At 69.7% G+C, this 13,855-nt stretch carries 13 protein-coding genes; 3 read left to right on the forward strand and 10 right to left on the reverse strand.

What is annotated here, in order from left to right; all coding sequences use genetic code 11:
- Window positions 1–142: 142 nt before the first annotated feature.
- Window positions 143–1,114: an LLM class flavin-dependent oxidoreductase gene (locus ACFWWR_RS08405; RefSeq protein ID WP_383861173.1), complete on the forward strand. Its 972-nt coding sequence runs from the start codon at window positions 143–145 to the stop codon at window positions 1,112–1,114.
- 99 nt (window positions 1,115–1,213) lie between these two features.
- On the opposite strand, the gene ACFWWR_RS08410 is transcribed toward ACFWWR_RS08405, so the two are convergent.
- The 4 genes from ACFWWR_RS08410 to ACFWWR_RS08425 all read right to left on the reverse strand — a co-directional run bounded on the left by ACFWWR_RS08410 (window position 1,214) and on the right by ACFWWR_RS08425 (window position 7,770).
- Window positions 1,214–2,632: a sugar porter family MFS transporter gene (locus ACFWWR_RS08410; protein ID WP_383861170.1), complete on the reverse strand. Its 1,419-nt coding sequence runs from the start codon at window positions 2,630–2,632 to the stop codon at window positions 1,214–1,216.
- Between the two features lie 188 nt (window positions 2,633–2,820).
- Window positions 2,821–6,690, reverse strand: a complete 3,870-nt coding sequence (locus ACFWWR_RS08415) for an AAA family ATPase (RefSeq protein ID WP_384302581.1) — start codon at window positions 6,688–6,690, stop codon at window positions 2,821–2,823.
- A gap of 212 nt (window positions 6,691–6,902) precedes the next feature.
- Entirely contained in the window at window positions 6,903–7,106 is a 204-nt protein-coding gene (locus ACFWWR_RS08420) for a hypothetical protein (RefSeq protein WP_217234679.1), read from the reverse strand.
- Between the two features lie 382 nt (window positions 7,107–7,488).
- Window positions 7,489–7,770 carry an acylphosphatase gene (locus ACFWWR_RS08425; protein ID WP_363287081.1) on the reverse strand — a complete coding sequence of 94 codons (282 nt, stop codon included), beginning with the start codon at window positions 7,768–7,770 and terminating at the stop codon, window positions 7,489–7,491.
- Window positions 7,771–7,938: 168 nt separating this feature from the next.
- On the opposite strand from ACFWWR_RS08425, the gene ACFWWR_RS08430 reads away from it, so the two are divergent.
- Both ACFWWR_RS08430 and ACFWWR_RS08435 read left to right on the forward strand, forming a co-directional pair.
- Window positions 7,939–9,009, forward strand: coding sequence for a CAP domain-containing protein (locus tag ACFWWR_RS08430; protein ID WP_383861161.1), 1,071 nt, complete (start codon window positions 7,939–7,941; stop codon window positions 9,007–9,009).
- Between the two features lie 81 nt (window positions 9,010–9,090).
- Window positions 9,091–9,492, forward strand: coding sequence for a winged helix-turn-helix transcriptional regulator (locus tag ACFWWR_RS08435; protein WP_383861158.1), 402 nt, complete (start codon window positions 9,091–9,093; stop codon window positions 9,490–9,492).
- On the opposite strand, the gene mutM is transcribed toward ACFWWR_RS08435, so the two are convergent.
- The 6 genes from mutM to coaD form a co-directional block, all read right to left on the reverse strand.
- A complete protein-coding gene (gene mutM, locus ACFWWR_RS08440) occupies window positions 9,465–10,325 on the reverse strand; it encodes a bifunctional DNA-formamidopyrimidine glycosylase/DNA-(apurinic or apyrimidinic site) lyase (RefSeq protein ID WP_383861155.1) in 861 nt (286 codons plus the stop codon). The genes ACFWWR_RS08435 and mutM overlap by 28 nt on opposite strands.
- Before the next feature lie 87 nt (window positions 10,326–10,412).
- Entirely contained in the window at window positions 10,413–11,225 is an 813-nt protein-coding gene (rnc, locus tag ACFWWR_RS08445) for a ribonuclease III (protein ID WP_383861152.1), read from the reverse strand.
- Window positions 11,226–11,244: 19 nt separating this feature from the next.
- Window positions 11,245–11,418 (reverse strand): 50S ribosomal protein L32, encoded by a 174-nt coding sequence (gene rpmF / locus ACFWWR_RS08450; protein ID WP_007493396.1) that lies wholly within the window; start codon window positions 11,416–11,418, stop codon window positions 11,245–11,247.
- A gap of 2 nt (window positions 11,419–11,420) precedes the next feature.
- On the reverse strand, window positions 11,421–12,074 hold the full coding sequence (locus ACFWWR_RS08455; protein ID WP_383861148.1) for a YceD family protein: 654 nt from the start codon (window positions 12,072–12,074) through the stop codon (window positions 11,421–11,423).
- 164 nt (window positions 12,075–12,238) lie between these two features.
- Entirely contained in the window at window positions 12,239–13,315 is a 1,077-nt protein-coding gene (locus ACFWWR_RS08460; protein WP_383861145.1) for a cell division initiation protein, read from the reverse strand.
- Between the two features lie 57 nt (window positions 13,316–13,372).
- A complete protein-coding gene (gene coaD / locus ACFWWR_RS08465; RefSeq protein WP_383861142.1) occupies window positions 13,373–13,852 on the reverse strand; it encodes a pantetheine-phosphate adenylyltransferase in 480 nt (159 codons plus the stop codon).
- Window positions 13,853–13,855 lie beyond the last annotated feature (3 nt).

Consider the following 13,855-nt stretch of genomic DNA (forward strand, 5'->3'; position numbering starts at 1 on the left):
GTCCAGTATGCGTGACCCCTCCCCCGCGGGGCCGTCGTCGGCGCCTCCGAACGGGGGCATCCCCTACCCCTGGTTACCTGACGAGCCGTCAGCTAATCTCCCCCAGCACCGGCACCCCACCCGCTTGGCGAAGGGGGCTCCCATGCCCGTCACGGTCGTACGCTTCAACCTCGTCGAGCCCGGCGCCACCCCCGCCTCGCTCGGCGCCCGCTACCGGTCCGCCCTGGAGATGGCCGCGTACGCCGACTCCCACGGGGTCACCACCGTGCAGACCGAGGAGCACCACGGCGTCGAGAACAACTGGCTGCCCTCCCCCTTCGCGTTCGCGGGAGCGGTCTTCGGCGCGACCCGGCGGATCGCGGTCACCGTCTCGGCGGTGATCGGTCCGCTGCACGACCCGCTGCGGCTGGCCGAGGACATCGCCGTACTGGATCTGCTGAGCGGCGGGCGGCTGGTGACGGTCGCCGGGATCGGATACCGGCCCGAGGAGTACGCGCTGTTCGACGTGGAGTGGAAGCGGCGGGGCCGGCTCCAGGACGAGCTGCTGGAGACGTTGCTGCAGGCCTGGACGGGTGAGCCCTTCGCCTATCGCGGCCGTACGGTACGGGTCACCCCGCGCCCCTGCTCCGACCCGCACCCCCTCCTGCTGGTAGGCGGCTCCTCCAAGGCCGCCGCCCGCCGGGCCGCCCGGCTGGGTCTGCCCTTCTTTCCCAGCGCGCATCTGCCGGAGCTGGAGGCGTACTACAAGGAGCGGCTCGTCGAGTACGGCACCGAGGGCTGGACCATGATGCCCGCCGCCGAGACCCCCCTGCTGCACCTCGCCGAGGACCCGGACCAGGCGTGGGCCGCGTACGGCGAGCACTTCCTGCACGAGGCGCGGACGTACGCCTCCTGGCAGTCCGGCGACATCCGCTCGGCGGTGAGGTCGGCGGCCACCACCGTGGACGAGCTGCGCGCCGAGGGCGTGTACCGGATCCTCACGCCCGACGCGTGTGTGGCGCAGGGCCTGGACAACCTCGTTCTGCATCCGCTGGCGGGCGGGATGCCGGTGGACGAGGGGTGGCGCAGTCTGCGGCTGTTCTGCGAAGACGTACTGCCCCGGCTCGGACCGTGACGGTCGGGTGAGCCGGGGCAGTACGTCCTACGGGTGTCGAGGAGAAGGGCGGCGGGGACTTGGCCCGTCTCCTCGAGTGCGAGGGCCTCTGTACGAGGCTCAGCCCATCTCCTCCAGCGCCTTGCCCTTCGTCTCCTTGACGTACTTGAGAACGAAGGGGATGGAGAGCGCGGCGAAGGCCGTGTAGATCACGTAGGTCACGGAGAGGTTCCAGTCGGCCAGAGACGGGAAGCTCGCGGTGATGGCCCAGTTCGCGATCCACTGTGCGGCTGCGGCCACACCCAGCGCGGCGGCGCGGATCCGGTTCGGGAACATCTCGCCGAGGAAGACCCAGACGACCACACCCCAGGACAGGGCGAAGAAGAGCACGAACACGTGGGCGGCGATCAGCGCGATCCAGCCCTGGGTGGCCGGCAGCTTGCCGTCGACCAGGTCGAAGGAGAACGCCCAGGCCTCCAGTGCGAGGCCGATCACCATGCCGACGGAGCCGATGAGGGCGAGCGGCCTGCGGCCGACGCGGTCCACGAAGATCATGGCGATCACGGTGCCGACGATGTTGATGATCGACGTCGTGAAGGAGTAGAAGAACGAGTCCGTCGGGTCGACGCCGACCGACTGCCACAGAGTGGAGGAGTAGTAGAACGCGACGTTGATGCCGACGAACTGCTGGAAGACCGACAGACCGATGCCGACCCAGACGATCGGCTTGAAGAAGAAGGAGCCGCCGAGCAGGTCCCTGAAGGTGGACTTGTGCTCGCTGGTCATCGCGTGCTCGATCTCGGCGACGCGCGCGTCCAGGTCGATCTCCTTGCCCTCGACCTCTTCGAGGATCTCGCGGGCGCGCTCACGCTTGCCGACGGAGATCAGGAAGCGGGGGGACTCGGGTATCGCGAAGGAGAGCAGGCCGTAGAGGACGGCCGGGATCACCATGACGCCCAGCATGACCTGCCAGGCCTCCAGGCCCATGAGCTTGCCGCGCTGGTCGCCCCCGGCGGCGTTCAGCAGGCCCCAGTTGACCAGCTGGGAGATCGCGATGCCGACGACGATCGCGGCCTGCTGGAAGGAGCCGAGCCGGCCGCGGTAGGCGGGCGGGGCGACCTCGGCGATGTAGGCGGGGCCGATCACGGAGGCCATACCGATGGCGAAACCGCCCACGACGCGCCAGAAGGCGAGGTCGTACAGCGCGAAGGGAAGCGCCGAGCCGACGGCGCTGACCGTGAAGAGGGCGGCGGCGATCTGCATGCACCGGATGCGGCCGATGCGGTCGGCGATGCGGCCGGCCGTCGCCGCGCCGATGGCGCAACCGATCAGGGCGATGGCGATGACCTGCGCCAGGGCCGCCGATCCGACGTCGTAGCGGTCACGGATGGCCTCGACGGCGCCGTTGATCACGGAGCTGTCGTAGCCGAAGAGGAATCCGCCCATCGCGGCCGCCGCCGCGATGAAGATGACGTGCCCGAGATGATCGGGATGAGCCGATGCGGCTCCTGACTTGGGTGCCTGCGCTGTGCTGGTCACGTGTACTCCTCGGGCCACCGGCAACGCTGCCGACGGGGGTTCGACCCTTCGAGGTAGGTGGTACCTGAAGGTAAAAGCAACATGGCCGAGACTATTCCTTCAAGTTTCGAAGTCAAGACCTGCTACATGTGAGCTATACCCCGGGCTGTGACAGTGTTGCGTTCAAGTCTTGAAGAAATGAAGGAGGGTCAGCGGAGCCGCTGGGAGATGACCTTCGACACGCCGTCGCCCTGCATGGAGACGCCGTACAACGCGTCGGCGACCTCCATCGTCCGCTTCTGGTGCGTGATCACGATCAGCTGGGAAGCCTCCTGCAGCTCCTGCATGATCCGGATCAGCCGCTGGAGGTTGGTGTCGTCGAGCGCCGCCTCGACCTCGTCCATGACGTAGAACGGGCTGGGCCGCGCCTTGAAGATCGACACCAGGAGCGCCACGGCGGTCAGCGAGCGCTCACCGCCCGACAGCAGGGACAGCCGCTTGACCTTCTTGCCCGGCGGCCGGGCCTCGACGTCCACACCCGTGGTGAGCATGTTGTCGGGGTCGGTCAGGATCAGCCGCCCGTCGCCGCCCGGGAACAGCCTGCTGAAAACGCCCTCGAACTCGCGGGCGGTGTCCCGGTAGGCCTCGGTGAAGACCTGCTCGACGCGCTCGTCGACCTCCTTGACGACCTGGAGCAGGTCGGTGCGGGTCTTCTTCAGGTCCTCGAGCTGCTCGCTGAGGAACTGATGGCGTTCCTCCAGTGCCGCGAACTCCTCCAGCGCGAGCGGGTTCACCTTGCCGAGCTGCTGATACGCCCGCTCGGCGGACTTCAGCCGCCTCTCCTGCTCGGCCCGGTGGAACTGCCTCGGCTGGTTGCGCGGGTGCTCCGGATCCTCCGGCAGCTCCTCGCCCTCGGCGGGGGGCGAGGGCGGCACCAGCTGGTGGGGGCCGTACTCGGCCACGAGCCCCGCCGGTTCCACACCGAGTTCCTCCAGCGCCTTGGTCTCCAGCTGCTCGATCCGCAGCCGTTTCTCGGCGCCGAGTACCTCGCCCCGGTGGACTGAATCCGTCAACTTGTCGAGCTCCGCCTTCAGGTCACGCCCCGCGCTCCGGGCGGCGGCCAGCTCCTGCTCGCGGCGGGCCTTGGCGGCCTCGGCGGCGGTGCGCTCCTCGTCGGCGCGGGCGAGCGAGACCTCGACGTGCGCGAGCAGTTGCCGGGCACCGGAGGCGACGGCCTCCGCGACGGCCGCCTCGTGTCTGAGGCGGGCCCGCCGCTGCTCGGCACGCGCGCGTGCCTCGCGTTCCGCGCGGGCGGCCCGGTCGAGCGAGTCGGCCCGTCCGGACAGGCCCTTGACTCTTTCCTCGTGCGTACGGACCTGGAGGCGGGCCTCCATCTCGGTCTGCCGGGCGTTGGCCCCGTCGGCGGCGAGCCGGTCCCGTACCGAGGTGTCGGGCTCCTCCTCGACCGGCATCTCCTCGGCCACGGCGAGCCGCTCGGCGAGTTCCTCGACGTCCTGGAGCGCCTTGTCCAGCGCCTCCTGCGCCCGCGCGGCGGCGGCAACCGACCGCTCCGCCTCACCGGCGGCCCCGCGCGCCTGCCCGGACAGCCGCCCCAACTGCTGGGCCACGGCCGACTTCTCCCGGTCGGCGGCCCGGCGCCGCTCCCCCAGCTCCTCGACCCGGGCCGCGAACTCCTTGCGCTGCTCACCCGCCACGCGCTGCGCCTCGGTGAGCTCCTCACACCGCACGGCCAGCTCCTCGAGCTCGGCGGCGGCCTCGTCCACGGACGCCTGCACCTCGAGCAGACTGGGCGCGCCGGCGGACCCACCCTGCGCGAAGTGCGCGCCCAGCAGGTCGCCCTCGGCGGTGACGGCCGTGAGGTCGGGCCGCGCGTAGACGAGATCCTCGGCGTCCTCCAGCGTGCCGACGACGACGATCCCGCGCAGGAGCCGGCGTACGGCGGGCATCAGGTCGGAGGGGCCGCGGACCAGGTCGGCGGCGAAGGGAGGGCCGTCGGAGCGCGAGCGTCCGGACGAGGTACCAGGGTGCGGGCCGCCGGCCGCGTTGTCGGGGCCCGGGCCGGCGTGGGCGCCGGAGGAGGCGGAAGCGGTCGTGGGGTTTGCCTCGGCCTCGGCGGTGCCGCTCGTGACGGTCGCCACCGAGGGCACGTCCACGCCACTTCCGTTCGCGGGCCCGCCGGCGTCCGTGGATGCGTCAGGCGCCTGTGCGCCATTCCCGGCCGTCGCCGCAGTCGTCGCGGGCCCCGTCTCCGCACCCACCCGCTCGGCCCCGGCATTCGTGGCTGCCGGCACCGAGTGTGCCCGTGCGCCGCCTTCGGCTCTCGCGCCCGTGTCCTCGGGCGCTCCCGCCAGCAGCAGGGCCGCCCGGCCCGCGTCCTGTTTGCGCAGCAGCCGGATCGCGTCGGCGGCCGAGGACGGGGTGGTCACCGCGATGGCGTCCGCGGCGGCGCCGAAGGCGGCGGCCAGGGCGACCTCGTGGCCCGGGGTCACGGTCAGCAGCTCGGCGGCCGGGCCGAGCAGGCCGGTGAGGCGGTCCTTCGCGCCGAGCAGCACGCCCGTGCCGTCCTTGCGGCGCAGGCCGAGCGCCAGCGTCTCGTGCCGGGCCTGGGTCGCGGCCCGTCTGCGCTCGGCAGCCGTGGCGGCCTCGCGGGCCGCGGTGAGCGCGGCCTCCGCCTCGGAGAGCCGCTCCTTCGCCGTCTCGTGCTGCTCGGCGAGTTCCGCGTCGTCGGCGTCGAGGCCGTCGACCTCGGCCTTCAGGATTTCGTACTCCTCCTGGGCCCGGAGGGCACGCTCCTGCGCCTCGTCCCTCGCGGCGGCCAGGCGGTCGATCTCGGCCTGGGCGGAGGCGGCACGCGAACGGGCCGCGTTGACCTGCCCGTTCAGGCGGGCCAGGCCCTCGCGACGGTCGGCGATCGCACGGGCCACGTCCTTCAGACGCCGTTCCTCGTGAGCCAGTCCGCGTTCCAGCTCGGCGCGGTGCGCGACCGTGTCCTCCAGGGCGTGCTCGGCCGCCTCCAGCGCCGCTTCGAGCTCGGCCTCCTGCTCCCGGATCCGGGCGGCCTCGCGCTCCATGTCCTCGGGGTCACGGCCGCGCCGTTCCTCAGGAGGCGCGGAGGTCGCGCTCTTCACGCGCGCGTCGGCCAGCGAGATCGTGCCGCGTACCCGCTCGGCGAGCTGGGAGAGCTCGTACCAGCTCTGCTGTGCGCGCTGGAGGCGCGGGGTGAGCTGCCGTACCTCGTCCTCCAGGAGCGCCTCCCGCTGGAGCGCCTTCTTCAGCTCCAGCTCGGCGGCTTCCTTGCGCTCCTTGAGGGCGGCCTCGTCCGCGACTTCGGCCTGCAACGCCTCGCGCAGCCGTACGAGATCGTCGGCGAGGAGCCTGAGCCGGGCATCGCGCAGATCGGCCTGGATCACGGCGGCCCGGCGGGCGACCGCGGCCTGACGCCCCAGGGGCTTCAACTGCCGGCGCAGCTCGTCGGTCAGGTCCTGCACGCGCGCGAGGTTGGCCTGCATCGCGTCCAGCTTCCGCAGCGCCTTCTCCTTGCGCTTGCGGTGCTTGAGGACGCCGGCCGCCTCTTCGATGAAGGCGCGACGGCCCATGGGGTCGGCGTGCAGGACGGAGTCGAGCTGGCCCTGGCCGACGATGACGTGCATCTCGCGGCCGATGCCGGAGTCGGACAGGAGTTCCTGGATGTCGAGGAGACGGCAGGTGTCGCCGTTGATCTGGTACTCGCTGCCGCCGTTGCGGAACATGATCCGCGTGATGGTGACCTCGGCGTACTCGATGGGCAGTGCGCCATCGGAGTTGTCGATGGTCAGCGAAACCTCGGCACGGCCAAGTGGCGGACGGCCGGTCGTGCCGGCGAAGATGACGTCCTCCATCTTGCCGCCGCGCAGCGACTTGGCGCCCTGCTCCCCCATGACCCAGCTGAGCGCGTCCACGACGTTGGACTTGCCCGAGCCGTTCGGTCCGACGACACACGTGATGCCCGGTTCGAACCGGAGCGTGGTCGCCGAGGCGAACGACTTGAAGCCACGGAGGGTCAGGGCCTTGAGGTGCACGCCGCCGGACTCTACCTTCCGGTTGGTGTCTCACTCCATGAACCCACGGTTTCACCCATGAACGCGCAGGGCAGACCAGACGTTGAAGAGGGTGAAAGGATGTGCGGGGAAAGAAAGAAGGGACGCCGAAGCGTCCCTTGCAAATCTGACAACTTAGCGGTTGATACAGGCTGCCCAACCACTGCGTGAGCTGTCGTGTAGCGATGCAGTGATCAGGTGAGCGCAGGCTCCGCCTGGTGTGCGTCGATGCTCTCCATGATCCTGTCGTGAGAAGCGGCAGCCGCGAGCGCGTCGTTCTCCTCCTGGATCCGAACGAGCTCGGATTCCAGGTCTTGGACGCGCTGCTGAAGCCGTCGCATCTCGGCGAGGAGTCGAGGGTCGGAGCCGCCGACGTAACCGAGAAGCGCCTTTGCCATGATGGATGGTCCTCCACACTGAGTGACCGACCGAAGCGGTGTGGGTCGTGAGGGATTCGCACCCGCGGTGCTTGACACTTTTGAGTTCTTGCTGCCGTTCTTCCATGCCAAACAGCTAAGGTGCGCGGGGTGCTTTCAGCGTCTCACCAAAAAGTTTGACGGTCAACACGATCACGCCCCGTATTGGTGGGCAACCCGCTGCCGCGCGGCCGAGAACGGCGACGCTGCGGCTCCTTCGGGACCCTCGAGGGGTGACGATCATCCTTACGTGCGGAGCCTGCCACGGTCGGCGTTTCTTGGCAACCACCAGGCTCTTTCTGCTTCTGGCAGCTGCCGGTGGCATGTCCCTCCACTTCCGCCTGGGCTGTTTTACGGAATCGGGTCAGCGGATGGCGAAGCCGTCGTAGCCCCCGCGAGGTGTGTCCCAGATCTCGGTGACGCCGTCCACGCGGCCGGGCGTGTCGTCACCCTGGAGCCAATCGAGGAGTCCCTGGCACCCGGCTCGGGGCCCTTCGGCTACCACCTGGACCCGCCCGTCGCCCAAATTGAGAGCAAAACCACTCAGGCCGCCGATCTCCAGGGCCTTGGCCCGCGTGAACCAGCGGAAACCCACACCTTGGACCCGTCCACGCACCCAGGCGACCAGTCGCACATCCTCGCTCATGAGTGCAACCTAACGGGCCAATGTCTCTCGGGACACTTCCTCCCCTGGCGCCATGCGGTACCGTCCCCACCCAATGAATCTCATACGAAACTCACTCGATCGTGTGGGTTTCGTGAGCTTGGTTGACCGGGGGGACGCGTCGACCGCCAGGACGAGGAAGGCAAGGACATGGGACGCCACCGACGCTCCGCCGCCGGCCGCGCCGCCACGGGCCGCGCCACGGGGTTGACAGAGACGTATGACCCGTACACGGGGAGTTACTCACACCACGACTCGTACGGGGACCACCCCACGACAGGCACCGCCCCCTATCTGAACCCCGAGGCGCACACCGAGGCCAACGCGAGAAGCGACGCCTACCTCTTCGCGACGGAGGAGGACTACGCCGCCTACCGGGGCGAGGGCTTCACGCCCGGCAACGGTCCTCGGCGTGGCTCGCACCGCCGGAGGAAGAGGACCGTGACGCCGGTGAAGACCGGTCTGCTCGGCGTCTCCGCGGCGGTCGCCCTCGGTACGGTCGCGGTCGCCACGGGTGCGGTGCCCGGCCTCCAGAACTACAAGCTCGGCGGGGGCAACAGCAGCGGCGACGGCAGCGTGCAGGCCGTGGACTCGCCGACCAACAGCCCGGCCGAGCAGGGCGGCACGTCCGGCAGCGCCGAGAGCCGTGACGAGGGCGCGACCAGCCGCGACGCCGACCGCTCCGCCTCACCCTCGCCCTCCCCCTCGACGTCGTCGGCCACGCCGACCGAGACACCGTCGAAGAAGCCGAAGGCCACCCCCAGCAAGAAGCCGAGGGCGACTCCTCCCCAGGCGGCCACCAAGGCGCCGAAGGAGACCAGCGCCCCCGTGACGGTGTCCGCGGAGACCGCCGCCGCGACGGAGGTGCTGAAACTCGTCAACGAGGAGCGGGCGAAGGTGGGCTGCAGCGCGGTCGCCGCGAACAGCGCCCTGGCCGACCTCGCCCAGGCCTTCAGCGAGGACATGGCCGAGCGCGGGTTCTTCGACCACACCGACCCCGGCGGCCTGAGCCCCTGGGACCGGGCCGCGAAGGCCGGCATAACCGACCTCGGCGGCGAGAACATAGCCCGGGGTCAGGCCGACGCGGCCGCGGTGATGGAGGCGTGGATGAACAGCCCCGGCCACAAGGCCAACATCCTGAACTGCGACTTCAAGACGCTGGGAGTAGGCGTGCACCTCGGGTCGGGCGGCCCTTGGTGGACTCAGGACTTCGGGTACTAGACCCGGCGGCTCCGGCAGGGTGCACTAACTCGTAGTTAGTGCAACCTGTCGGTTAGCGCTGCGGTCGAGTACGCTTGAGGTATGGACACCACGCAGGAGCGCACGGAGGCGCAGGACCTCCCGTACAACGTGTTCGCCAAGGCCTGCCCCTCGCGCGGCACCCTGGAGCACGTCACGGGACGCTGGGGCGCGCTCACCCTCGGCGCCCTGCACGAGGGCTCGCTGCGCTTCAACGAGCTGCGCCGCCGCGTGGACGGCGTGAGCGAGAAGATGCTCTCCCAGACGCTGCACGCCCTGGAGCGCGACGGCCTGGTCCACCGCGAGGCCCAGCCCACCAACCCGCCCCGCGTGGACTACGAACTGACTCCGCTCGGCCGCGAGATCGCCGCACGGCTGACCGGCCTCATCGAGTTCGTGGAGGGGCGGATGGACGACGTACTCACGGCACGCGAGCGTTACGACGCGACGCGCGGCGCCCGCTGACACCTCGGGCAGAAATAGCTGGACCGGTTCATCCAGGGGCGCCGGCGCATCGGTGTGGCGCACCGCCTGCAGGGCAGACCCTCACGTCCGTACGCGTCCAGGGAGCGGTCGAAGTAGCCCGACTCCCCGTTGACGTTGACGTAGAGGCTGTCGAAGCTCGTGCCGCCGACCGCGAGGGCCGCGTTCATCACGTCCCGGACGTGACCCAGGAGTTCGGCGCTGCGCGGCCGCGTGAAGCCGGTCGTCGGACGCTCGTAGTGGATGCGGGCGCGCCAGAGGGCCTCGTCCGCGTAGATGTTGCCGACGCCGCTGATCAACGACTGGTCGAGCAGGGCGCGTTTGATGGTGCTGCGTTTGCGGCGCAGGGCCTGGTGGAAGGCTTCGTCGTCGAACTGCGGGTCCAGGGGGTCGCGGGCGATGTGCGCGATGACGTCGGGCAGGCCGTCCGGGGTGGTGTCGTGCAACGACAGACCGCCGAAGGTGCGTTGGTCGACGAAGCGGAGTTCCGTGTCGACCTCGTCCGCGAACCGGACCCGGATCCTGAGGTGCTTCTCGTCGGGCGCCGCGTGCGGCTGGACCAGGAGTTGTCCGCTCATGCCGAGATGTGCCAGGACCGCCTGGTCGGTGTCCTCCAGCGGCAGCCACAGGTACTTGCCCCGGCGGCTGGGCACGCCGATGCGGTGGCCCTTGAGACCGTGGGCGAAGTCGTCGGCGCCGGCCGGATGACGGCGTACCGCACGCGGGTGCAGCACCTCGGCCTCGGCGACCGTCCGGTGGGCGACCCACCGCTCCAGACCGCGCCGTACGACCTCGACCTCGGGCAACTCGGGCATGGGGTTCCCCCGTCACATCCGGTGTATGAGTCGAGCGCCCGCCCCGGGGAAGGACCCAGGGGCGGGCGCTCGGTCGCGCTTGTTCGGTCAGGCGGGGACGGACGACGGACCTTCGCCGTCCTCGGCGGCCCGCTCGGCCGCCTCCTTGGCTCGCTCGTCCGCGGCGGCCCGAATGGCCCGCCAGGCGGACTCGGCGGCCTGCTGCTCCGCCTCCTTCTTGCTGCGGCCGGTGCCGGTGCCGTACGAGACGCCTCCGACGCGGGCGGCAGCAGTGAAGGTCTTCTCGTGGTCGGGACCGGTCTCCGTGACCAGGTACTCGGGCACGCCGAGTCCTTCGGTCGCGGTGAGCTCCTGGAGACTGGTCTTCCAGTCCAGGCCGGCTCCGAGATTCGAGGACTTCTCGATCAACGGGTCGAACAGGCGGTGCACCAGCTCCGCCGCCGAGTCCAGGCCCTGGTCGAGATAGACCGCGCCGATCACCGCTTCCAGGGTGTCGGCGAGGATGGACGCCTTGTCCCGGCCGCCCGTGCCCTCTTCACCACGGCCGAGCCGGATGAAGGAGCCCAGGTCGAGCCCACGGCTGACCTCCGCCAACGCACGCGAGTTGACCACCGCGGCCCGCAACTTGGCCAGCTGGCCTTCGGGCAGGTCGGGGTGGGTGCGATACAGCGTGTCCGTGACCACGAGGCCGAGTACGGAGTCCCCGAGGAACTCCAGGCGCTCGTTGGTGGGCAGACCGCCGTTCTCGTACGCGTACGAACGGTGGGTCAGTGCACGCACCAGAAGGGCGGACTCGAGTGTGTACCCGAGCCGCCCTTCCAACAGCGTGTGGGACGAGGCCGTGTTGTCCGCCGGGATACTCCCGCTCACGCGGGGAGCGGTCTTCTTTGGCGTGGACACTGTGCCTCTCACCAGCCGCTCAGACCTCGAGGACCTGGCGCTTGTTGTAAGTGCCGCAAGACGGGCACGCAATGTGCTGCAGCTTGGGCTCGTGGCAGCGCTCACACGCAACCAGGGTGGGGACCGCAGCCTTCCACTGCGACCGGCGGTGGCGCGTGTTGCTGCGCGACATCTTCCGCTTCGGAACAGCCACGGCTACTTCTCCTGCTTCTCGTCGACGCCCGCTTCGGCGCCGCTCATGTCGTCCTTCTCGCCGTCTCCGAGTGAATCGGCGAGTCCCTGCAGTGCCGCCCAACGAATGTCGACGGCGTCATGGTGGTGGTCCGGGTCGTCCGTGAGCCGTGCTCCGCACTCGGAGCACAGGCCCAGACAGTCTTCCTGGCACACCGGCTGCATCGGCAGTGAGAGCACCACCGCATCCCGCAGCACGGGTTCGAGGTCGAACAGGCCGTCCTCGATGAAGAGCATGTCCTCGTCCTGTACGGACCCCTCGGCGTCGTCGGCCGGCTCCGCTTTCACGCGGCCCCGGTCGTCGGCGTCATGGTACGAGAACATCTCCTGGAAGTCCGCTTCGAGCAGCAGCTCGAGCGGCTCCAGACACCTTACGCACTCCCCCTTGGCCCGTGCACGGGCGGTGCCTGTGACAAGCACCCCTTCCATGACCGACTCAAGGCGGAGATCAAGCTTCACCGGGGCGCCTTCCGGCACTCCGATGACCTCCTGGATCCCGAGATCCTTGGGGGCGTCGATCTCGCGGGTCAGGCGCTGCAGCGCGCCAGGACGCCGCCCCAGCTCGTGTGTGTCGAACACGAGAGGGTTGCGGTGGTCGAGGCGGGCGTTCAGAGCCATTCCTGCTTTCGATCTTCTGAGCTCGTGGGGCGCTGCCCTTCGGTGTTCCCGGGCAGCGTTGATCGCGGACGTACACGCGACCGAAGAGCCAGGATACTGGACCTTTCGCTCACGGCCCAATCCGCTGTGCGCTCCTGGCCACCGCCCCTTTCCGAAGAGGCTGATCAGCCGTTTCCGCGCCCCTGTTCATAGGCCCGCAGCTGCTCCGCGCTGATCATGCCGGTGTCGAAGAGACTGGTCTCGTCCAGGGCGGGCATCTGCTGCTGCCCGGCGTAGCCCTGCTGGGCCTGCTGGGCCTGCTGGGGGTCGTAGGTGCCCTGCTGAGCGTCGTAGCCCTGGTAGGCGTACGGATCCTGCTGGTAGCCGTACTGATCCTGCTGGCCGCCGTACTGCTGCTGGTAGCCGCCGTAGGGGTCGGCGGCCGGCTGCTGCTGATAGCCGTAGGCCGGCTGCACGGTCTGGTCGTACGGCTGCTGGGCCGGTTGCTCGGCGTGAGCGGCCTGGGCTGCCGAGGTGTTCGCCTCCGTGTGGGCGACGAGGTCGGCCAGGTAGTCGGCGTCGCTGGAGTGCTGGAGGGTGGAGAGGTCGTCGGCGAGAGCCCCGAGGTCGTCCGAGGCGATCCGGCCGTGCAGCTTCTGGCGGCCGCGGCCGACGGCCTCCAGGGTCTTGGCCAGGACCGCCTCGAAGGCGCCGAGCTTGACGTCGACGTACTCGTCGGCCGTGCGGCGCAGGGTCTCGGGGTCGTGGCTGCGCTCGGGGGCGTCCTCGTCCTCGTAGCCCTGCTCGTCGATGCCGGGTCCGGTGCCGAGGAGCTTCTCGCGGCCACGGCCCACCGAGCCGAGGGTCTTGGTGAGGACGACCTCGAAGTTGGCGAGCTTGGAGTCGACGTAGTCGTCGGCCTCCGCGCGCACGTCCTCGGCCTCCTTGCGGGCCTCGGCGAGGATGCGGTCGGCCTCGGCCTGGGAGCGGCGGGCGACCTCCGTGTCGGAGATCAGCGAGCCGCGCTCGGCGTGCGCCTGACCGATGATCCGCTCGGCCTCCTGACGGGCCTGCTCGACCATCTGCTCACGGTCGCCGATCAGCTCCTGGGCCTGGGCGAGGGAGCCGGGCAGGGCCTGGCGCAGCTCTTCGAGCATCGAGAGCAGTTCGGCGCGGTTGACCACGCACGAGGCCGACATGGGCATCGACCGGGCACCGGAGACCGAGGCCACGATCTCGTCGAGCTTCTTCTGCACGTCCACCTGTGCTCGCCACTCTCTACAGCTGTGTTGGAGACGGACGGGACGACTGTAGCCCCATCAGTCCTTGCGCAGGCGCTCGTTGAGGGCCTCGAGGACGATGGGCGGCACCAGGTGGGAGACGTCTCCGCCCCAGGTCGCGACCTCCTTGACGAGCGAGGAGGAGAGGAAGCTGTACGTCGGGTTGGTCGGCACGAAGAGCGTCTCCACACCCGAGAGACCGATGTTCATCTGGGCCATCTGCAGCTCGTAGTCGAAGTCGCTCACCGCACGCAGGCCCTTGACGATGGCGGGGATGTCGCGCTGCTTGCAGTAGTCGACGAGGAGGCCGTGGAAGGCCTCGATACGGACGTTCTCGTACTCGGCGGTGACCTGGCGGATCAGGTCGATCCGCTCGTCGACCTCGAACAGGCCCTTCTTGGACTTGTTGATCATGACCGCGACATAGACCTCGTCGTACAGACGGGAGGCGCGGGAAATGATGTCGAGATGTCCGTTGGTGATCGGGTCGAACGACCCGGGACAGACGGCGCGGCGCACTTG

The organism is Streptomyces sp. NPDC058678 (assembly GCF_042714835.1).
Lineage (GTDB): Bacteria > Actinomycetota > Actinomycetes > Streptomycetales > Streptomycetaceae > Streptomyces.

Bases quoted from the DNA above. Each gene is read 5' to 3' on its own strand.
- ACFWWR_RS08405 (WP_383861173.1), top strand. From the start codon at position 143: ATGCCCGTCACGGTCGTACGCTTCAACCTCGTCGAGCCCGGCGCCACC.
- ACFWWR_RS08420 (WP_217234679.1), bottom strand. From the start codon at position 7,106: ATGGCAAAGGCGCTTCTCGGTTACGTCGGCGGCTCCGACCCTCGACTC.
- ACFWWR_RS08425 (WP_363287081.1), bottom strand. From the start codon at position 7,770: ATGAGCGAGGATGTGCGACTGGTCGCCTGGGTGCGTGGACGGGTCCAA.
- ACFWWR_RS08430 (WP_383861161.1), top strand. From the start codon at position 7,939: ATGGGACGCCACCGACGCTCCGCCGCCGGCCGCGCCGCCACGGGCCGC.
- ACFWWR_RS08435 (WP_383861158.1), top strand. From the start codon at position 9,091: ATGGACACCACGCAGGAGCGCACGGAGGCGCAGGACCTCCCGTACAAC.
- mutM (WP_383861155.1), bottom strand. From the start codon at position 10,325: ATGCCCGAGTTGCCCGAGGTCGAGGTCGTACGGCGCGGTCTGGAGCGG.
- ACFWWR_RS08455 (WP_383861148.1), bottom strand. From the start codon at position 12,074: ATGGCTCTGAACGCCCGCCTCGACCACCGCAACCCTCTCGTGTTCGAC.